Here is a 20099-nt window from a genome sequence, read left to right on the forward strand (position 1 = left end):
TCCCGGTACAGGCGTGGATCGGTCCCCTCGACGCTATGGCCGGTGCGCTCCGATCGTTCTCCACCTGCGCGCTCGACCCGCGTACGCCCTGAGTAGCCCTCGGCCCGCCGGCCATACGCCCCGGGTCGTACGGCGGGTCACCTGCCGGGGGTGACCAGTCCGCTCTCGTAGGCAAGCACCACTGCCTGGACGCGGTCACGGAGCTGGAGTTTCGCCAGGATCCGACCGACGTGGGTCTTCACCGTCGCCTCGGCCACGTGCACCTTCGCGGCGATCTCGGCGTTGGACAACCCCTGGGCGACGAGCAACAGCACCTCCCGCTCCCGGTCGGTGAGCTGCGCCAGCCGGGGGTCGGCGGTGGGGCCGGCGTCGAACTGGCCGGCGAACCGGTCCAGCAGCCGACGGGTGATCGACGGCGCGACCACCGAGTCGCCCTGGGCCACCACCCGGATCGCGGCAAGCAACTCCTCCGGCGGGACGTTCTTGAGCAGGAAGCCGCTCGCCCCTGCCTGGAGGGCGGCGAACGCGTCCGCCTCGGTGTCGAAGGTGGTCAGCACCAGCACCCGGGGCGGGCCGGTGGGGCGCTCGGCGCAGATCCGGCGGGTCGCCTCCACCCCGTCCATCGTGGGCATCCGGATGTCCATCACGACCACGTCGGCGTCGGTGCGGGCGAGCACGCGCAGCGCGTCGGCGCCGTCGATGGCCTCTCCGACCACCTCCAGGTCGGGCTGGGAGTCCAGCACCATCCGGAACCCGGCGCGTACCAGCGCCTGGTCGTCCACGATCACCACCCGGACCGTCATGCCGCGATCACCTCCGTTGCGGGTTCCGACCGTAGCGGTAGCCGGGCCTCCAGCTGCCAGCCCCCGGCCGGTCGGGGGCCTGCGGTGAGGGTGCCGTCGTACACCGTCACACGCTCGCGCATGCCGAGCAGGCCGTGCCCGCCGGACGGCGCCGGGCTCACCACCGGGCGGCCCTGGCCGTCGTCGACGACCCGGACCACGACGGCGTCGTCGGTGTAGGCAAGGGTCACCTCGACGTCGGCGTCGACTCCCGCGTGTTTGAGCGCGTTGGTGAGCGCCTCCTGCACCACCCGGTAGACGGTCAGCTCCAGGCCGGGAGGCATCGCCGGCGCGGCGCCGGTGACGGTGTCCCGCACGCGCAGCCCGGCGTCGCGGAACCGGGCCAGCAGATCGGGCAGTTCGGCCAGGGCGAGGCGGCGGTGTTCCGGGTCGGCCACCACCGCCGATCCGCCTGCGTCGGACGGACCCGCGTCGCGCAGCACCCCGACCAGCCGCCGCATCTCCTCCAGCGCCGCCCGACCGGTGTCGGCGACCACCTTCACGGCGGTGCGCGCCTGCTCGGGGTCGCGGTCGAGCATGAACCGCGCCCCGTCCGCCTGCACGATCATCACGGCCATGCTGTGCGCCACCACGTCGTGCAGCTCGCGGGCGATCCGGGTGCGTTCCTCGGCGACTGCCGCCCGGGACTCGGCCTCCCGCTCGCGTTCCAGGGTGCTGGCGCGTTCCTCCAGGCTCAGCACGTACAGCCGGCGGGTGCGCACGTTCAGCGCGACCAGCCACACCGCTCCGGTGACGAGCGCGTACCACATCGCGGTACCCCACCAGCTGATGCCGGCGGGGGTCTGCGCGGCGGCGAGCAGCACGCCCACGGCAGCGACCGCACCGGCCAGGACGCCGTCGCGCAGGCGTCTGCCGTACTTCACCACGCTGTAGAGCGCGATCAGGACGGCGACGTCGAAGGCGAGCGGGCCCCACCCGGCGATCACCTGCAACAGGGCGAGCGTCCCGACCACCACTGTCACAGCGCTCGGGTGCAGACGGCGGAACAGCAGCGCCACGGCCATCGCCGCTCCGACGCCGCTGGCGGCCCAGCCGCCCGGCTGGTTGGTCGCCCCGGCAAGACCGAAGAGCAGCACCCCGGCCGAGACGGCAACGTCGAACGCGACCCCGCGCAGCGGGCGACCGAACAGCGTGCGGCTCACGGTCACCCAGCGTACGCGCCGGTTGGCCGCCCTTTCGCTCAGCCGGCGAGGGCCTGGCGCATGCGGTCGATCTCGACGGTCTGTTCGGTGGCGACGGAGTTGGCGAACTCGCCGAGCGTCAGGTCGGAGCCGACCTTGAGCAGGTTGGTGGCCATCTCGATGGCACCCTCGTGGTGTTCGGTCATCATCCGGACGAAGAGCCTGTCGAACTCGGCTCCGCGGGCGGCGGCCAGTTGCCGCAACGCCTCCGGTGACTGCATTCCGCGCATGGTGCCGTGGTCGTGCCCCGGGGCGTCCTCCGGGAGGCCACGGGTCTGTAGCCAGCCGCGCATCAGGCCCATCTCCGGGCCCTGGCTCGCCCGGATCCGGTCGGCGAGGGCGCGGACTGCCGGGTTGGCGGCGCGGTCGGGCGCCAGTTGCGCCATCTCCAGGGCCTGCGCGTGATGCGGGATCATCATCCGGACGAACCAGACGTCGAACGAGTTGTGCGGGGCGGCGCCGGCGTCGCGGACCTCGTGGGCCGGCCGGGTGGCCGCGGGCTCGCCGGGCCGACCGGGTGCGATGACCGTGAGGTCGGTGGGTACCGGGCTGACGGTCGGCGCGGCCGTGCTCGGCGCGGAGACCGGCTGCGCGGCGGGCGTCCCGGAGGTGGTGTCCCGTGCGCGGAGGACGACGAACGCCACTATCGGCAGCAGGAGCACCAGTGTGACAATCGCCAGCAACCGTGCGCGCCGACTCGTCATGGGCCACTCCCTGGGGTCGAGGTAGTCGCGATGCTATCCATTGACAAAGCGCTTGGCATGTGACGCAGCTCACATCGACACCTGTCTTCCGGCGGTAATGTGCGCACCATCGTCTCCCCGTGCGAAGGGCCCCGCCGATGATCAGACTCCACAAACCACAGTTACGACAGATTCGGATCGTGGCGCTCGCCGCCACCGGCCTCCTCGTCGCCAGCGTCCTCACCGCACCGGCAAGCAGCGCCCAGGTCGTTCCACAGTCGACCCCGGTGCCCGCTGCCGCCAACACGATCCCCGGCGTCGACGAGATCGTGAGCAGCCCCAACCTCCGCCAGATCGCCAACGTCCCGAAGGTCGCGCCCCTCGACGGCACCAACAGCGACCTCGCCTTCCAGGGCAAGTACGCCTTCGCGGGCAACTACAACGGCTTCGTCATCTACGACATCTCGCGGCCCAGCGCGCCGAAGGTCACGTCGCGGGTGTTGTGCCCGGGGTCGCAGAACGACATCTCCGTCCACGGTGACCTGCTCTTCCTCTCCACCGACTCGTCCCGCAGCGACGACTCCTGCAACAGCACCACGCAGCCGGCGTCGGTGAAGGAGTCGTGGGAGGGCATCAAGATCTTCGACATCAAGAACAAGGCCAACCCGCAGTACATCAAGTCCGTCGAGACGGCCTGCGGATCGCACACCCACACGCTGGTGCCGGGCAAGGACCGCAAGGCGGTCTACCTGTACGTCTCGTCGTACAGTCCGCGGGCCGAGTTCCCGGACTGCCAGCCGCCGCACGACTCCATCTCCATCGTCAAGGTGCCGCTGAAGAAGCCCACCGACGCTGCCGTGGTCTCGACGCCGAACCTGTTCCCGGATGGCGGTTTCCCGGGCAGCACGAGCGGCTCGGCGACCACCGGTTGCCACGACATCACCGCCTACCCGGAGAAGGACCTGGCCGCCGGCGCCTGCATGGGTGACGGCATCCTGATGGACATCCGCAACCGGGAGGCGCCTCGGGTGATCGACCGGGTGCGGGACACGACGAACTTCGCGTTCTGGCACTCGGCAACGTTCAACAACTCCGGCACCAAGGTGATCTTCACCGACGAGCTGGGTGGCGGCGGCGCGGCGACCTGCAACGAAGCCATCGGCCCGAACCGGGGCGCGGACGCCATCTACGACGTCACCGGTCGCGGTGACGCCCGGAAGATGAACTTCCGCAGCTACTACAAGATCCCCCGCAACAACGCGGACACCGAGAACTGCGTGGCGCACAATGGCTCGCTGATCCCGGTGCTCGGGCGGGACATCATGGTCCAGGCGTGGTACCAGGGCGGCATCTCGGTCTGGGACTTCACCGACTCGGCCAAGCCGAAGGAGATCGCCTTCTGGGAGCGCGGTCCGCTCTCGGCCGACACGTTGGTCGGCGGTGGCACCTGGTCGGCGTACTACTACAACGGCTACATCTACTCGAACGACATGGTGAAGGGCCTGGACGTCCTGGAGTTGAACGACTGGCGCACCTGGACGGCCAAGCTGGTCAAGTACAAGGAGCTCAACGTGCAGACCCAGCCCAGCTACCTGAGCTGGTAGGCGTCACGCACCCATCTGGCAGGCACCGCGCATGACGCCGGGCCCGGTCCCCGAACCTCGGGGGCCGGGCCCGGCCACGTTCCAGAGCCACGGGGGTCAGCTCATCGGCAGCGGCCGGCAGAGTCCTCCGCACATCCGTCTGACGCTCTGGGGCCGATCGACGGTTACCGACCGAAACGGTGCGTCTGTCGGGGTCCGTCGCGGCGGTCCAGCGCGACGGGTCGGAGCGCGCGGTTCCCGCGCTGGTGGGACTGGTCACCACGACGGGCGGCGGGCCGGCGTTGATGCGAACGTGGTCAGACGTGAAGTCTGTCGCCGTCGCCGACGCGCCGCTCTCCCCGCCCGAGCCGACCCGGCGCTGGCGTCCCCATCCGCTCGACCTGGTGGCTGTCGTCCTCGCCGTGGCCGGCGCGGCCTGCGCGCTCGGCGGGCTGCTCCCCCGCGCGGAAACCGCCGCCACAGTGCACCGCGTCCTGCCGCTGCTGCTGTTCCTCGGCACGGTGATCGTGCTCGCCGAGTTGACCGCCGTGGCCGGCGTCTTCGACGTGCTGGCCAGCCGGCTGGCCGGCGCCTCCCGGGGCAGTTGGGCGGCACTGTTCCTGCTCTGCGGCGGCCTCGCCACGGCGACCACCCTCGTGCTCAACCTGGACACCACTGCCGTTCTGCTCACCCCGGTGCTGCTCGCGCTGGCCCGCAGCCTGCGCGTCCCGGCCGGCCCGCTCGCCGTCACCACGGTCTGGCTGGCGAACACCGCCAGCCTGCTGCTGCCGGTGTCCAACCTGACCAACCTGCTGGCCGCCGACCGCGTGGGGCTACCCCCGCTGGCGTACGCGGCGCGGATGGCGCTGCCGCAGGCCGCCGCCGTGGCGGTCACCATGACGCTGCTCTGGTACGCCTGGTGGCGGCGGGAACGGCCGGACGGCGGGCGCTTCGTCCCACCCGCCCGGCACGTACCCGCCGACCCGGTGCTGTACCGCACCGCCCTCGCGGGCTGCCTGCTGTTCGTTGCCGGCATCCTCGCCGGTGTGGAGATCGGTGTCGCCTCCACCGTCGCGCTCGCGCTGGTGCTTGTCGGGTTCCTCGTCCGCTCCCCCGCCACGCTCCGTCCCGCCCTGGTGCCCGTACGCCTGCTGCTGCTCGTCACCGGCCTGTTCCTGGTGGTGCAGACCCTCGGCCGCTACGGGCTGGACGACCTTGTCGCCCGGCTACTCGGCACCGACGGCGGGACGGCCGGTGCGCTGCGCGCCGGAGGCACCGGGGCGCTGCTGGCCAACGCGGTAAACAACCTGCCGGCGTACCTGGCCGGCGAGTCGGTGCTGCCGGCCGGCGACGGGACCCGCCTGCTGGCCCTGCTCATCGGCACCAACATCGGCCCGCTGGCCGCGCCCTGGGCGTCGCTGGCCACCCTGCTGTGGTTCGAGCGGTGCCGGGCGGCCGGGGTGACAGTGCCGATGCGCCGGTTCGTGCTGAGCAGCGCGCTGCTGGCCGTCACCGGCACCTTCGCCGCGGTCGGCGCGCTGCTGCTGGTGAGCTGAGCGGAGGCGCCCGCGCCGCTGCCCGGCCGGGCGCCCGCACCACGAGGGAAGAGATCAGCCGGTGTCCCGTCAGCCCCGGTACACGGCGAGCTGAAGTTCGGTGATGCCCTTCTCCGGGGTGTCCTGGCAGTACTCCAGGTACACCTCGCGGGCGAAGCCGTCGGTGCGGTAGCCGTTCTCCTCGATCCACCGGGCGAGGGCCTGCATGCTGGGCTCGACGTCGTCCATCGCGCCGTGGTGGATGATCGTCGCGGCGCTGCGCAGCTCCGGCAGGTCACGCACCGCGACGTCGGCACCCGTGGACACCTCGGCATCGACGATCACCCCGGCGTGTACGACGACCTCGTCACCGTCCGGGTTGGCGGGCTCGTACCAGGCGATGGCCGGCCCGGTCGGGGTGACACCGGCGGCCGACAACCGGCCGAACAGCTCGGGGTACAGCGGCTGGATCACCGGGCCGATGTCCTCGGCCTGGTAGCTCGGCGCGACGGCGGTCAGCTCCGCGAGGCGCACCGGCGCGATCTCCTTGAGTACGACGTCCTGGGTGGTCATCCGACCCTCCGATTCGATCATCCGGAGCCTCGCCTCGACGGCCCTCAACCGGGCGGTGTCGGCGGCCAACTGTTCGGCAAGCTGGCTGCGGCGCAGCCGCAACATGCCGCGCAGCTCGGCCACGTCGACGGCGTCGTCGACGATCGTGCGTACCTGCTCGAGGGTGAGGCCCAGCTCCTTGAGGGCGATCACCCGGTTGAGCCGCCGCAGCTGGTCCGCGCGGTAGAACCGGTATCCGGTGTGCGGGTCGACGCTTGCCGCCCGCAGCAGGCCGATGCTGTCGTAGTGGCGCAGCATCCGCACCGACACCCGGCCGAGTCTGGCGAAGTCTCCGATGGTGAACATGGTCCCCCCACACTCGCCCCTGACATCGTGTCAGAGTCAAGCGTGGCCCCGCAGTGGTGTCAGCGGCGGGGTGGGCGCGGGCCGACGAGCCGGCGGACCATCGGCGCGGCGTTCCACTTGGCCGCGCCGACCAGGTCGCGGGCATGTTCCAGGACCGTGTAGTCGGGCCGGTTCATCCCGTCGGCGATGGCCCGGTCCAGGTCGTTGCCGCACCGGCTCAGCACGGTGTCGAAGTCCCGGCGGACCGGTTCCAGCAGGTCGTAGCCGAACGCCCGGTGCATCCGGGCGAACAGCGGCTTGTACAGCCGGACCCGCTCGTGCAGCCCCGACGAGTACGACATCGGGTTCTTCGGCCGCCGCAGCACGTAGTCGGGCAGGGCGTCGGCGAACGCCCGCCGGACGATCCACTTCTCCTGACCGTCGCGCAGCTTCAGGTCCAGCGGCAGCCGCATCGCCAACTCCACGACGCTGAGGTCGAGAAACGGCACCCGGGCCTCCACGCCGTGGCCCATGGCCGCGCGGTCGACCCGCTGCAACTCGGTACGGCACAGGTTGCGGATGCGGTGCAGGAACAGCCTGCGGGACGCGACCGGGTCGACCTGGTGGTACATGGAGTACCCACCGAACAGCTCGTCGGAGCCGTCGCCGGTGAGCACCACCTTGACGCCGAGATCCCGCAGCCGCCGGAAGATCGGCACCGATACGACAGCGTTGATGATGTCGCCGTACTCGGTCAGCTCGGAGATCCGGATTGCCTCGCGCACGTCGGCCAGCCGGATGTCCCGCGGTTTCAGTTCGACAACGACGTGCGGCACGTCGAGGTCGGCGGCGAGCCGCCGGGCGTACGTCACGTCGGGGCTGTCCGGCACACCGACGGTCACCGCCACACAGTCCGGGTGGATGTCGCGCACCTGCCGCAGTGTGAGCGAGCTGTCCAGCCCGCCGGACAGCACCACCCCGACTGTCAGATCGGTGTCCACCCGCATCCGGATGGCGTCGCTCAACGCGGCGCGGACGAGCACCGTTGCCTCGTCCGGGTCGTCGATCACCGGTAGGCCCTCACCGATGGTGAGCAGGTCGACGTACGGGCGCAGGCGCACCTGCCCGTCGGGCTCGGCCCAGCCGTGCTGCCCCGGCGGCACCTCGACGATCGGGGCGCGATGCCCGACGAGCGCCTTGACCTCGGACGCGAGGTGCAGACAGCCGGGTCGCCGCGACCAGTACAGGGGCTTCACCCCGAGCGGGTCGCGGGCCAGGTACACCCGGCCGGTGGCCCGCTCGACGATGGCGAACGCGTACTCGCCGCGCAGGCGGGTCACCGCCGCCTCGCCCCACTGCTGGAACGCGGCGAGCAGCACCTCGGTGTCGCTGTGCGTGCGGAACACCTGCCCGAGGTTGGTGAGCTGTGCGCGCAACTGGAGATGATTGAAGATCTCGCCGTTGAAGCAGAGCAACAAGCGCTCGTCAGTGGAGGTCCAGGGCTGCACGGCCCGGTCCCGGTCCACGATCCGCAGCCGGCGGGTGCCGGCGAGCAGCCCGTTCTCGGAACGGGTCTCGGTGACCTCGCCTCGGGCGGCGAGGGCGGCGAGCATCCGCCGGAAGGTGGCCGGGTCGGCCTCGGGGCCGATACTCAACGCGATGCCACACACGGGCTCAGACCCCCAACTCGGCCTCGTACGCCCGGCGCAGGCGGCGCCGGGCGGTGGGTGCCAGGCACAGGTGCCAGGCTTGTCCCTCGTCGATCACGTTCAGCTCGCCGGCCTCCTGCCGGGCCAGCAGCAACTCGGCGAGGGCCTCCCGGGCGCCGAACCGTTCGAACCAGGCCAGTTCGACGTCGACGGAGTAGCCGAGGCAGTGTCCGCTGGGCAGCATCGCCGCGTAGCCGAGGCGGCGCAGGCGGTACTGATGCTCCGTACTGCGGACAAGGCTTGTCACCCACAGTGGCGGCGTGGCCGGGGGCGCGGTGGCGGCGAACTCCCGCCCGAGGTCGTTGAGCAGCGCCACGACCTCCCGCCGGGCGCGCCGGAACAGCAGTCCGGCGGTACGCGGTGTCGCGTCCGGCCGCAGTCGGCGGCGTAGCCCGCGCGCCGCGCGGCCCAGCACTGTGGCGGGCTGCTCCTGGTAGCGGAAGCTCAGCAGGTCGCGGCGGCGCAGCCACTCCAGGTCGACAAGCTCGGCACTGCCGTTCACCTGGTCGTCGGTGACGAACACCGGCGCGTCCTGCCACCACAGCACGTCGATGCGGGAGAGCAGGTAGATGCGGACCAGCGCGGTGAGGTCCCGCGCCGAGGTGCGGTCGTTCGGCTGGTAGCGGGCCATCTCCAGCAGCAGCGTCTCGCGCGCGCCGAGGAGACCCTGCGGGGTGGCGTCGAGCACCGCCGCCAGGGCGGGCTCGCGCAGCCGCTGGTCGATGAGCACCTGCCGGGCCCGGGTGCTGGCCGCGTCGGCAAGGGCGCCCACCTCGACAAGCAGTTCGGCCACTGCCGCCCGGTAGGCGGCGAGGTCGGGTGCGGTGGCGGCGAGCCGTCGAGGGCTGCTGCCGAAGGGCTGGCGACGGGCCGGTGCGGTGGGCGACGCGGGCGTGCCGGGCTGCTGTCCCGGGCTACGACTGGGCACTCGCATGACGGGGTCCCTTCTCCGGTCACGGCACTGGCAGATCGCCCTGAAACACACCGTAATCATCGGGACCGGCATGTACCGAACAATCCTCCTATCTGCCCCGAACGGGAGCGGGTGGGGCGAGGCGCCGCAGGCACGACACACGGGAGCGGGTCAGGCGACTGAAGGCGACGGGCCGCGCCGTCAGGCACCGGCCGCCGTCGCCAGGCCCTGCACCTCGGCGTACGACGGCAGGCCCGCCGGGTCGACGACCCCGTCGGAGCGCACCACGTCGGCGGTGTCGAGCGCGGCGGCCAACGCGGCGCGGAACAGCAGGGAGCCGGTGCTGACCCGGGCGACCCCGGCGCTGCCCAGCTCGGCCACGCTCGGCCCGCCCGGTTGGTACAGCGCGTTCACCGGCGCGTCGATCCGCCCGGTGAGGACACGCAGCGTCACCTCGTCGACGACGCCGGGCACGAAGATCCCGTCCGCTCCGGCGGACCGGTAGATCCGGGCGCGGGCCAGACCCTGCGGCAACGGGTCGGCCACGCCCAGCCACCACGCGTCGGTACGGGCGTTGACGAACAGGTCCGGTACGGCCGCCTTCACTGCCGCGATGGTGTCGGCCGTGCCGTCGGGGTCGGCGAGGGTGCCGTCGGGGCGTCCGTCCTCCAGGTTGATCCCGACCACGCCGAGCCCGGCCAGCTCCGACACGTACCCGGCGACGGTCGCGGGGTCGTCGCCGAACCCGGCCTCCACGTCGACGGTGAGCAGCACCGGCAGCCGGGCGACCCGGCGGGCCAGAGCCAGCGTCTCGACGGAGGTGGCCGCGACGCCGTCGGGTCGGCCGGCGGCCGCGGCGACGCCGAGGCTTGTGGTGCCGATCGCCGGATGGCCGCGCGCCGCGAGGGCCGCCGCCGAGGCGTGGTCCCAGGCGTTGGGCAGCAGCAGCGGCCGGCCGGACCGGCCGGCGTCGTGCAGGGCGTGGAACGCCGCACGCCGCGCGGTGTGGACAGAGGTGCCGGTCATCGGAGCGTCACCTCCAGCGCCGTCGGCACGCGCAGTGTGGGGTGCGGCTCATGCCGCAGCGCGGCATCGGTACGCCGGCACCGCTTCCGCAGCACGTCGAACACCCCGGCCGCGAGGGCGACGGCGTGCCTGTCACCCGGGCAGCCGCGCTCCCCCGCGCCGAAGGTCACCATCCGCGCTCCGGGCCGACCCGGCCGGAATGCCTCCGGGTCGGTGAACTCCTGCGGGTCGCGGTTGGCCGCGTCGAAGCGCAGTAGCACCGGGCTGCCCGACGGAAGGTGACGACCGCCCAGGCGTACCCCGGTGACCGTCACCCGGCGGGTGGCAGGCACCGGCGGGTCGAGCCGGAGCACCTCGGACAGCATCTCGGTGGTTTCCGCCGCCCAGGGCGGTCGGGGCGCGGCCGGTGCCAGCAGGTGGTGGGTGGCGGCGCCGATCAGACCGGCGGTGGCGTCGCACGCCTGGACGAGCAGGCCGATCAGGTTCGCCCGCACCTGCGGCGGGCCAGCCGGTGCCAGCGTCAGCAACGTCGCCACCGCCCGGTCGGCCCGCTCCACAAGCGACGGGCCGGCCCCCGGGTGGTACGCGGCGGCGACGACCTCCACCGCCGACGCGGCGGCGACCGGATCGGCGTAGTCGAGCCGCCGTGCCAGCACCCGCAGCGGCACCGCCCTGGCCAGGTGACGCATCACGTCGAGGCGGTCACCGGCGGCGTCCAGGACACCTGTGGTGAGGTGGCCCGCCTCGTGTCGCAGGTCGTCCGGATCAAGGGCGGCCAACGCGTCCACTCCGATCGCCCGCCGCCCGGCGTGCCGCTGTGGCGGGCTGAACCTGCTGACCTCGGAGCGCAGCCAGGCGAGTGTGCCGGCCGGACCGGTGTCGACGGCCGGCACCTGGAAGGCCGGATCGGTGAGCGCCACCCGGACGTCGGCGTGGCGGGTCACCCACCAGCCACGGGCGGGCTCGAACGAGGGTGGGCCACATGCCGGGGTTGCGGCGGCGGGCGCGATGACAGGCCAGGTGTCGGTCACCGCCCGACCGTAGGACCCGAACCGTTCGCCCCCGACCGAACAGTCCGCCCCTGCGCCCGCATGATCGTGCTCGATCCAGGATCCGGTGGCCTCGACCGCGAGCGATACCAACTGGATCCTGGATCTTGTGCCCACTTTCGGGCGGGGGAACGCCCCCGTGGCGCGAACGGGTGCCGTTCGGGTCGGGGCGGTTACTTGACTCGCGCCGGCGCGTTGAGTAGTGCGGCGGTCTGGTGGTTGGGGCTGGTGCCGGCTGCCGGAGATCGACATCCAGCCCGGGTGCAGGTTCGGGGGAACCAGTTGTGACGGTGGCGGTGTGGGCGGGTCTGACGATTCAGGCGGCGGCCCTGATCTGGGTGCACACAGTGGTCCGAGGTGAATGGGGGCGCAGGCCGGGGGCGTTGATGCTGGCCGCTGCCGTGGTCTTCCACGGCGTCACAGAGGTCATGCAGGCGATGTGGCCGGGGCGCAACTTCTTCCGCACGTACGTCGATCAGCAGTTGATCGACAATTGGATACTGCTCGTCTCCGTCGCCATCGCCTGCTACGCCGTCACCTACGGGTCGGTCGTGATGCACTCGCGTCGCCGCAAGCCGGCCGCCCACGCCCACGACGAGGCCGGTCTCGCACGGCTGCGCCTACCGTGGCTGCTCCTTCTGGTCCTGCCGCTCCTCGTGGCGACCGGTCAGGGCAAGGGTGCGCTGCAACCGCTGGCACCGGTGGCCGCCGATAGCGACATCCCCGAGCGTGGCGGGGTGCTCGTCGATCTGGCCGGTGAGTTCCTGGTGCCGGTGGTCGGCATCATCGGAGCGGTCATCCTGGTGCGCTGGGGGATGCGGTGGCTCGTGCCCGTCCTGGCGGTGCAGGGCGTGCTGCTCGCGCTGGCGGGCACCCGGGCAATGATCGTCTTCGCGGCGGTCCTCACCCTGATCGGCGCAGCGTTGCACGGCCTCCGACCGTCTCGACGGCAGGTGGCCCTCATGGTGGTGATCGTCGCCGCGTTCACCGCGTTGATCTCCTCCACCCGCGCGGTCGCCGGCCGGGAGGTCTTCGACGCAGGTGCCGGTAGCGGGCAACGCGTCGAGGCGCTGCTGGACGGCGCGACGTCGATCCACACCGCGCAGAGCCGGGAAGCGATCACCAACGACGTCATCTACAGGTTCGACGGAAACACCTTCGGGGCTCTCGTGTTCGACAGCCTTCGCGGCGCGGGCCAGCCCGTCGGCTCGGAAACGATTGGCAACAACCTGGCGATGCTCGTTCCCAGTTTCCTCTCCCCGCAGAAACTGCAGAACCGCAGCTTGGAGCAGCGCAGTGAAGAGGCGTACATCGACTCGGCACACGGGCTGAGTCAGTACGTCGACTGGTTGCCCACCATCCTCGGGTCGGTGGTCGCCTACTACGGGCCGGTGGGGCTGCTGCTCATCGCCCTGCTGCTCGGGTTGGGCTTCGGGGCTGCGGAGGCGTTCGCGCTCCGCTCGATGAGCACCGTACGGGTGGTGTTCGCGATGGGGCTCGGGCAGTGCGCCCTGCAGTACGGGTCGGGCCCGCAGACCGTCATCACCACGCTGCGGATGGTTGTCGTGCTCGTGCTGCTGATGGCGGCGGTGGCGTGGCTGCGCCGGCACCAGGCGGCACGGACCACCGTGCCTGGCCGGATCGGTGGTGGCGTTGGCGGGCGCCAGCGGCCGAGGCACAGGGCCGCGCCAGGGCGCCGGATGCAGGGCCGGCCGCTGGTGCGGGTGGGGGAACCGGCCCGGCCACGCTGGACCGGGTGAGCCCGGCCGGTCAGGTCGCCAGTCACGCGGGCGCGCGCGACGCCATCCGGCATCAGGCCCGGCCGCTGGCCAATGGTGGAGAGCCGGCGGGAGCAAGGGACTCGTCGCTGACGTCGAGGGTTTCGGCCAGGGCCGTGCGGCCGACCGACGTCAGCCGGACCGCGCGGCCGGCGCCGGGAGTGGTCCAGTCCAGTTCGGCGAAGCGTCGGCAGAGTGCCGCGCCGAGAGCGCCGGCCAGGTGGGGGCGGCGCTCGGTCCAGTCAAGGCAGTCGCGGACCACGGGACGCCGCCCGGCGCGCAGCACATCCACAGGTACGCCCAGCCCGGCGGCCCAGGCCCACCCATCGGGCGTCAGCGCCAGCCCACTGGTCCGGTCCAGTTTCCCGCCGGCCAGCAGCGCGTCGTACATCAGCACGCCCAGCCGCCCGGCCAGGTGGTCGTAGCAGGTCCGGGCGTACGCCATCGCGGTTGCGGCCGTGGCCGCGCGCAGTGACGTGGCCGGACGGGGTGCGGCGGGTACGTGGCCGGCCAGCGCCTCGATCAGTTGGGCCACGGACGGCCCGGCGAGCCGCAGGTACCGGTGCCTGCCCTGCCGCTCTTCGACAAGCAGTCCACCCCTGACGAGACGGGTGAGGTGGTCGCTTGCCGTCGACGGGGCGACGCCGGCCCGACGGGCCAACTCGCCGGCGGTCCAGGCGCGGCCGTCGAGCAGCGCCACGCAGATGTCGGCGCGGGTGCCGTCGGCCAGCAGCGTGGCCAGCTCGGCCATCGGCCGTCCCTCGGTGCCACCACTCATGCCCCCATCATCGCTGCGACCGCGTCGCACCGTTCGGGCGGATCCCGCCCGTGCACATCCGGCGGGCAGGCCCCGCCCTTTACAACGTTGTATCCATCGTTGTAGAAACGAGGGCGCACACCGTCCCCTGTCGCCACACCGCCACCCACTCTCGCGAAGGTAGGCCCCATGCGACATTTCCGCCGCGGCGGCGCGCTCGCCACCGTGCTCCTTCTGATCCTGGCCGCGACCCCGTCCACGTCAGTCGCCGGCTCACCTGGCCCGTCGCGCTACCGCAACCCGGTCTCCGCCGCCGTCGGCGACACATTCGCCGACCCGGTCATCGTCCGCGGCGACGACGGCTTCTGGTACGCCTACGGCACCACCGACCCGCTGCGCGAGGGCGAACACGAGTTCCACCGGGTACCAACGGCCCGCTCGGCAGACCTTGTCGACTGGACGTACGTCGGCGACGCGTTCGGCCCGGACCAGCGCCCGCCCTACGCCGCAGCCGGTGCGGCGTTCTGGGCACCTGACGTGCGCCGGATCGGCGACCGGTGGGTCATGTACGTGACGGTCACCGACACGACCGTCTCGGCCGAGGGCAGCGACTACGCCATCGGCGCGGCCACCGCGCCCAGCCCGACCGGGCCGTGGACCTTCGCCGCGCAGCCCGTCGTCGCGCCGCGCCCCGGCGGCGGTGGCGGCTACCTGTGGACCATCGATCCCAGCCAGTTCACCGACGTCGACGGGCGCCACTACCTCTACTACGGCAGCTACTACGGTGGCATCTCGGTCACCGAGTTGAGCCCGGACGGGCTGCGGGCGGTCGGCGCCCCGACGCTGGTGGCCGTCGACAACAAGTTCGAGGGCAGCTACGTGCTGCGCCACGACGGCTGGTACTACCTGTTCGCGTCCACGGCGAACTGCTGCGCAGGCCCGGCCACCGGCTACTCCGTCCAGGTCGGACGCGCGCGCAGCCCGCGCGGCCCGTTCACCGACCGCGACGGCGTCACGCTGACCGCGTCCCGGGCCGGCGGCACCCCGGTCCTCACCCAGAACGGCAACCGGTGGATCGGCGCCGGACACAACGGGTTCGTCACCGACCTGTCGGGCCAGGACTGGATCGTCTACCACGCAATCGACCGCGCCGACCCGTACCTCGACGAACCGTTCGGCATCAACGAACGCCCGATGCTGCTGGACCGGCTCGACTGGATCGACGGCTGGCCGACTGTCAACGCGGGCGCCGGCCCGTCCGACGGGCTCCGACCCGCGCCGGTCACGACCGGACGGGTCGACGAACGGTTCGACACCGCCGACCTGGCCCACTGGCGACGCGCCGGCCAGTGGCGGGTCGCCGACGGCCGGCTCACCGGCAGTGGCGCGCTGACCAGCCGTACCACAGTCGGCGGCGACGTGCGCGCGGAGGCCGACCTGCGGTTGTCCGGCGCGACAAGCGTCGGCATCACCCTGGGCGACCGGGTCGCGGTCCGGGTGGACGGCGGCCGTCTGGTCGCCAGCGACGGCCGCAGGACCGCCACCGCGCCGCTGCCCGCCGGCTTCGCACAGGCCGACCAGCACAACCTGGCCATCGAGGTACGCGGGCGGCAGCTCGTCGCCGAACTGAGCCCGGCCCGACTGGGTGACCAACTCGCCGTGGTGTCGTTGCGGCTGGACCACCCGGCGGCCGGGCCGGTCGGGTTGACGGCCACCGGCGGCCCGGCCGAGTTCGACAACGTAAGCGTGGCCCGGCTGTACCAGCCGGCGAAGCGGGCGGTGCCCGAACCCCGCGTGACCGGTGCGCCGCTGCGGGCGTACTCCGACGAGTTCGACGACGGGCTCGACGGCGACTGGCGGTGGGTGCGCGAGGATCCGGCGGCCACCGTCTCCGGCGGGGCGCTGCGCTGGCCGGTGCAGGCCGCCGACCTGACCGGCACCGGCAACACGGCGGGTGTGCTGCTGCGCGACGCGCCCACCGGCGACTACGTCGTCGAGACAAAGGTGACCCTGGACCTGGGCGAGGAGACCGTCCGCAACTACCAGCAGGCCGGCCTGGTCGCCTACGTGGACGACGACCGGTTCGCCCGCCTCGCCCAGGTGGCGATCTGGAACACCCGCCAGGTCGAGTACGGCTACGAGCTGCCGTACGCCGGCCAGCCGGTCTACGGCGGCAGCATCGTCGGCACCCCGGCCACCACCACGTGGCTGCGCCTGGCGCACCACGTCGACCGGGCAACCGGTGAACACGATTTCCGGGCCGGCTCCAGCCGGGACGGGCGTACCTGGACCTGGGGTGCGGTGTGGACCTTCCCGGCTGACACCACCCCCCGGATCGGGCTCGTCGCGCACGGCGGCGCCGAACCGTCGGTCACCGCCGAGTTCGACTACCTGCGCTTCTACCGCTAGGACGTCGACGTCCGGACGGCCCTTGTGCACCCGGGCCGTCCGGGCCGACGCGGCGCGCTATCGCAGCCGGGTCAGCGGCGTCACCGTCCGGTCCGTGCTGTCGTAGCTGCGGGCGGACGCGAACGTGCCCGTCGGGCGCTGCCCACCGGTGACGGCACGGGCCAGCCGCAGGTCCGCGTCGCGGAACCGCAGGGCAAGGCTCAGGTGCGGCACCCACGCCCCCGGCGCGTGCCACGGGCGGTGCCCGTCGGCGTCGGCGAGAACGTCCCAGACGGCGGCGTGGAGCGCGGTCAACGCCGGAGTGGGGCGTACGAGCCAGACCAACGGCGCGCTGCCGTCGAGGACCACGACCCGGTCGAGCGTGACCGGCAGCGGAAGCGCGGCGTCCAGCAGGTCGGCGATGCGGTGCTCCGCCCCGGGTGGGAACTCGTCCACGGCGGCGACTGTCAGGTGCGGCCGGTTGGTGGGGTGGGTGTTGCGGGCCAGGCTGGGCAGCCCGACCTGCGCCAACCGGTCCCACACCGCCCGCACCGCACCGTCCAACCCGTTCGAACAAACCAACTCCACCGTCCGCACCCCCAAAAGCTATCCCCCACCCCCACCCCGCGCCCCGTGCCCCACCCGCGCCCTCACCCCCCACCCCCCACCCCCCACCCTTCGGGTCGATCATGAGGTTGACGGAGGGAAATGCCGGCCGGGACCCCGTCAACCTCATGATCACCGGGGACGGGCGGCTGGGGACAGGCGGCTGGGACGGGCGGGCGGAGGTGGGCTGCGGGATGGGTTAGAGCCAGCCGTTGTTTCGGGCGGTGCGGAGCGCCTCGGCCCGGTCTGCCGCGCCGAGCTTCTGCACGGCGGCGGAGAGGTGGTTGCGCACCGTGCCGGTGGACAGGTGCACCCGGCGGGCGATCACCGCGACCGGGGCGCCGAACTCGGCCAGCCGCAGTGTCTCCAGCTCGCGGGGTGTCAACGGGCAGGCGGGAAGGGTCAACGCGTCGGCGGCCAGCGACGGGTCGACGTACCGGCCGCCGGCGTGCACACGGCGGATCACGTCGGCGAGCGCGCTGCCGGGGGCGCCCTTGGGCAGGAACCCCCGGGCCCCGGCGGTCAACGCCTGGCGCAGGTGACCCGGACGGCCGTGCCCGGTGAGGACGACCACCGCGCAGTCAGGGCGGGCGCGGGTCAGCTCGGCGGCGACCGCGATGCCGTCCAGGCCGGGCATCTCCAGGTCCACGACGGCCACGTCGGGGCGGTGTGCGAGTGCCGCGGTGACCGCCGCCGGGCCGTCGGCGGCGTGTCCCACCACCTCGATGTCCGGCTCCAGAGCGAGCAGCGCGCCGACGGCGACCCGGATCAGGTCCTCGTCGTCGGCGAGCAGGACGCGGATCACGAGGTCACCGGCACGGCGGCCTCGATGGTGAACACCGCGTCGTCCCGGCGTACCCGCAGTTCGCCGCCGACGGCGGTGAGCCTGTCGCCCAGCCCACGCAGCCCGTGGCTGTGCCCGTCGGGCCCTCGGTCGTCGGCGCCGTCGTTTGCCACGGTCATCCTGACCACGTCGTCCTCCCGTTGAAACTGGATCCGGCACCAGTCGGCGCGGCTGTGCCGCAGCACGTTCGTCCCCGCCTCCCGCAGCACGGCCGCCAGCTCGGTGGCGACACGCTGGGGCAGGTCGGCCGGTGGTGAAACGACAGTGCAGCGCACACCGCAGGAGCGCAGGACGCCCACCACGGCTTCCAACTGCTCGCCGAGGTCGACGGCCCGGTAGCCGTGCACCGTCTCCCGTACCTCGGTCAGGGCGGACGCGGCGAGCCGTTGCACCTCGGTGGCCTCCCGGCCGGCCCGCTCCGGGTCCACAGTGGCCAGCCGCGCGGCGAGTTCGGCCTTCAACGCGATCACCGTGAGGCTGTGCCCGAGGACGTCGTGCACGTCGCGGGCGAAACGCAACCGCTCCTCGGCGGCGGCCAGTCGGGCCTGTGCTGCCTGCCCCTGCCGGGCGTCCACGAGCAGATCCCAGAACCAGACCTGGAATCCGTTGACGGCGGCGACGCCGACGCCGACTCCGCCGGTCACAGCGAGGTGACGCGCGACGGAACCTCCCGTCCACGCGGCGACAGCCGCCGTCACCAGCACGACGCCGGCCGCCATCACCAGTGCCGCCCGCAGTCGGAGCAGCAGCGGCGCCATGCCGATCAGTGCCGCGCCCAACCAGGCCCAGGTCGGCCAGGCGCCTGCCGCCACCGGCCCCACGAACGGGACGGTAAGGACCGCCGCCCCGACCAGGCTCAGCTGGGCACGGCGACGCCACAGTGGGTCGAGCCAGGGCGTCACTGCCGCGTACAGCACGGCGGTCTGGGCGATCATGAAGGCGAGGATGCCGGCCGCGCCGAGCGCCACCCGGCGTGGGTCGGGCTCGCGGGTCAGACCGACCGCCGGCAGCAGGACACTCGCCCAGACACCGGTAGCAAGTGACAGCAGTGTCGCCTGCCGGGCCCGGTGCAGCCGGCGGTCCGCCCGGGGGATCACCGCCTCGATCGCCACGCACCGATCCTAGGACCGGCCCGCGCCCGGTCCACCCCTGCGAGATGTCACTGTCGACCCGTGCGGTCCGCACGGTTTTCCGGTGACGGACGCGCCTGCCCACCGCGCGGCGGCGCCGGCAGTGTGAACGTCATGGGACAGACAGAGACACACGCCGACACTCCCGTCGCACCGCCGACCGGACCGCAGCCGCCGACGACACCGCCGAACTACGCGCCGCCGGACAACCCACCGTCGGACAACGCGCCTCCGGACAGCGCGCCGACGGACGCCGCGCCTCCGGGCAGGGTCCCGCCGGCCGGCGGCACCAGGCGCCTGCTGTGGCACCTCGGTGAGATGGCGATCGCCATGATCGCCGGGATGCTGCTGCTCGGCCCGGTGTGGGAGACGGCCGGCGCGCTGCTCGGCGTCGCCGGGGCGCTGGGCAGCCCGGAGGTGGCCGCGCTCACGATGGCCACCAACATGACAATCGGCATGACCGTCTGGATGCGGTACCGGGCGCACGGATGGGACGCGGTCGGCGAGATGGCCGCCGCGATGTACGTCCCGTTCCTGCTGCTGTTCGTGCCGATGTGGGCCGGTCTGCTGGACGCCGACGCGATGCTGCTCGGCGGCCACCTGCTGATGGTGCCGGCGATGGTGCTGGTGGCGCTGCGGCACCGGCACGCGGCACCGGTGGCGGTACGCCGGCACCCGGCCGTCGTGGCGCTCGCCCGCCGCTGGCCGACCGGGTTGGCCCTGCTGATGACCGTGGACATGTGGGTCGACCCGGCTCTGCTCAGCCCGTGGACGATGCTGGTGCTGCCCGGGGCGTACCTGCTGATCGGTCTGGCACGGCGGACGTTGCGCGGGCCCGGGGTGCTCACCACGCAGTTCCTCGGTCTGGCCGGCTGGGTCGGCCTGGCGCTGGTCGCGGTGGCGGCCGGTGGGCGGACCGCCGGTTGGCTGGTCGCCTTCGGTTGGTTGGCGCACGCCGTCTGGGATCTTGCGCATCACCGCACCGGGCGGGTGGTGCCACGCGCCTTCTCCGAGTGGTGCGGGGTGCTGGACGCGGCCATCGCCGCCACGATGATCTTCGCGCTCCTGAGCGTCGGCGGCTGATCCGGCCGCCCGCCGACACCGGACGGCGGCTGATCCGGCCGCCCGCCGACACCGGACGGCGGCTGATCCGGCCG

General features: G+C 72.7%; 17 protein-coding genes. 5 read left to right on the forward strand and 12 right to left on the reverse strand.

Features of this window, described 5'->3' with window-relative positions:
* Positions 1-137: 137 nt before the first annotated feature.
* The 3 genes from ACPXB1_RS10850 to ACPXB1_RS10860 are packed head-to-tail and all read right to left on the reverse strand — an operon-like array spanning position 138 to position 2748.
* Complete coding sequence (locus ACPXB1_RS10850; RefSeq protein ID WP_355589382.1) at positions 138-803, reverse strand: response regulator transcription factor; 666 nt, start codon at positions 801-803, stop codon at positions 138-140.
* Entirely contained in the window at positions 800-2011 is a 1212-nt protein-coding gene (locus tag ACPXB1_RS10855) for a sensor histidine kinase (RefSeq protein WP_355589380.1), read from the reverse strand. The genes ACPXB1_RS10850 and ACPXB1_RS10855 overlap by 4 nt, the downstream gene beginning before the upstream one ends.
* A gap of 32 nt (positions 2012-2043) precedes the next feature.
* Positions 2044-2748, reverse strand: a complete 705-nt coding sequence (locus ACPXB1_RS10860) for a DUF305 domain-containing protein (RefSeq protein ID WP_355589378.1) — start codon at positions 2746-2748, stop codon at positions 2044-2046.
* Between the two features lie 137 nt (positions 2749-2885).
* Here ACPXB1_RS10860 and ACPXB1_RS10865 point away from each other — a divergent pair, with 137 nt between their 5' ends.
* Positions 2886-4331 (forward strand): LVIVD repeat-containing protein, encoded by a 1446-nt coding sequence (locus ACPXB1_RS10865; RefSeq protein WP_355589376.1) that lies wholly within the window; start codon positions 2886-2888, stop codon positions 4329-4331.
* Positions 4332-4633: 302 nt separating this feature from the next.
* Entirely contained in the window at positions 4634-5866 is a 1233-nt protein-coding gene (locus tag ACPXB1_RS10870) for an SLC13 family permease (protein WP_355589374.1), read from the forward strand.
* 69 nt (positions 5867-5935) lie between these two features.
* Here the strand turns inward: ACPXB1_RS10870 and ACPXB1_RS10875 are convergent, their stop codons facing one another.
* The 5 genes from ACPXB1_RS10875 to ACPXB1_RS10895 form a co-directional block, all read right to left on the reverse strand.
* Complete coding sequence (locus tag ACPXB1_RS10875; RefSeq protein ID WP_355589372.1) at positions 5936-6763, reverse strand: MerR family transcriptional regulator; 828 nt, start codon at positions 6761-6763, stop codon at positions 5936-5938.
* A gap of 59 nt (positions 6764-6822) precedes the next feature.
* Complete coding sequence (locus ACPXB1_RS10880) at positions 6823-8412, reverse strand: asparagine synthetase B family protein (protein WP_355589370.1); 1590 nt, start codon at positions 8410-8412, stop codon at positions 6823-6825.
* 4 nt (positions 8413-8416) lie between these two features.
* Complete coding sequence (locus ACPXB1_RS10885; RefSeq protein WP_355631778.1) at positions 8417-9385, reverse strand: DUF5715 family protein; 969 nt, start codon at positions 9383-9385, stop codon at positions 8417-8419.
* A gap of 180 nt (positions 9386-9565) precedes the next feature.
* The gene (locus tag ACPXB1_RS10890; RefSeq protein ID WP_425735161.1) at positions 9566-10390 is read right to left on the reverse strand and encodes an isocitrate lyase/PEP mutase family protein; all 825 of its coding nucleotides are present in this window, start codon (positions 10388-10390) and stop codon (positions 9566-9568) included.
* Complete coding sequence (locus ACPXB1_RS10895; protein ID WP_425735162.1) at positions 10387-11421, reverse strand: cytochrome P450; 1035 nt, start codon at positions 11419-11421, stop codon at positions 10387-10389. The genes ACPXB1_RS10890 and ACPXB1_RS10895 overlap by 4 nt, the downstream gene beginning before the upstream one ends.
* A gap of 302 nt (positions 11422-11723) precedes the next feature.
* Here ACPXB1_RS10895 and ACPXB1_RS10900 point away from each other — a divergent pair, with 302 nt between their 5' ends.
* A complete protein-coding gene (locus ACPXB1_RS10900) occupies positions 11724-13199 on the forward strand; it encodes a hypothetical protein (protein ID WP_425735163.1) in 1476 nt (491 codons plus the stop codon).
* 52 nt (positions 13200-13251) lie between these two features.
* Here the strand turns inward: ACPXB1_RS10900 and ACPXB1_RS10905 are convergent, their stop codons facing one another.
* Positions 13252-13995 (reverse strand): ArsR/SmtB family transcription factor, encoded by a 744-nt coding sequence (locus ACPXB1_RS10905; protein WP_355589361.1) that lies wholly within the window; start codon positions 13993-13995, stop codon positions 13252-13254.
* 168 nt (positions 13996-14163) lie between these two features.
* Between ACPXB1_RS10905 and ACPXB1_RS10910 the strand changes: the two genes are divergently transcribed.
* Complete coding sequence (locus ACPXB1_RS10910) at positions 14164-16383, forward strand: family 43 glycosylhydrolase (protein WP_425735164.1); 2220 nt, start codon at positions 14164-14166, stop codon at positions 16381-16383.
* Positions 16384-16440: 57 nt separating this feature from the next.
* Here the strand turns inward: ACPXB1_RS10910 and ACPXB1_RS10915 are convergent, their stop codons facing one another.
* From ACPXB1_RS10915 to ACPXB1_RS10925, 3 genes are all read right to left on the reverse strand, one after another.
* Positions 16441-16959, reverse strand: a complete 519-nt coding sequence (locus ACPXB1_RS10915) for a 2'-5' RNA ligase family protein (RefSeq protein WP_425735165.1) — start codon at positions 16957-16959, stop codon at positions 16441-16443.
* 208 nt (positions 16960-17167) lie between these two features.
* Positions 17168-17773 carry a response regulator transcription factor gene (locus tag ACPXB1_RS10920; RefSeq protein ID WP_355589355.1) on the reverse strand — a complete coding sequence of 202 codons (606 nt, stop codon included), beginning with the start codon at positions 17771-17773 and terminating at the stop codon, positions 17168-17170.
* Positions 17770-18924, reverse strand: coding sequence for a sensor histidine kinase (locus tag ACPXB1_RS10925; protein WP_425735166.1), 1155 nt, complete (start codon positions 18922-18924; stop codon positions 17770-17772). Before ACPXB1_RS10925 ends, ACPXB1_RS10920 begins: the two co-directional genes overlap by 4 nt.
* A gap of 132 nt (positions 18925-19056) precedes the next feature.
* Here ACPXB1_RS10925 and ACPXB1_RS10930 point away from each other — a divergent pair, with 132 nt between their 5' ends.
* Complete coding sequence (locus tag ACPXB1_RS10930; RefSeq protein ID WP_425735167.1) at positions 19057-20025, forward strand: hypothetical protein; 969 nt, start codon at positions 19057-19059, stop codon at positions 20023-20025.
* The last annotated feature ends 74 nt before the right edge of the window (positions 20026-20099 follow it).

The sequence above is a fragment of the Micromonospora sp. DT68 genome (genome assembly GCF_049847245.1).
Lineage (GTDB): Bacteria > Actinomycetota > Actinomycetes > Mycobacteriales > Micromonosporaceae > Micromonospora > Micromonospora profundi.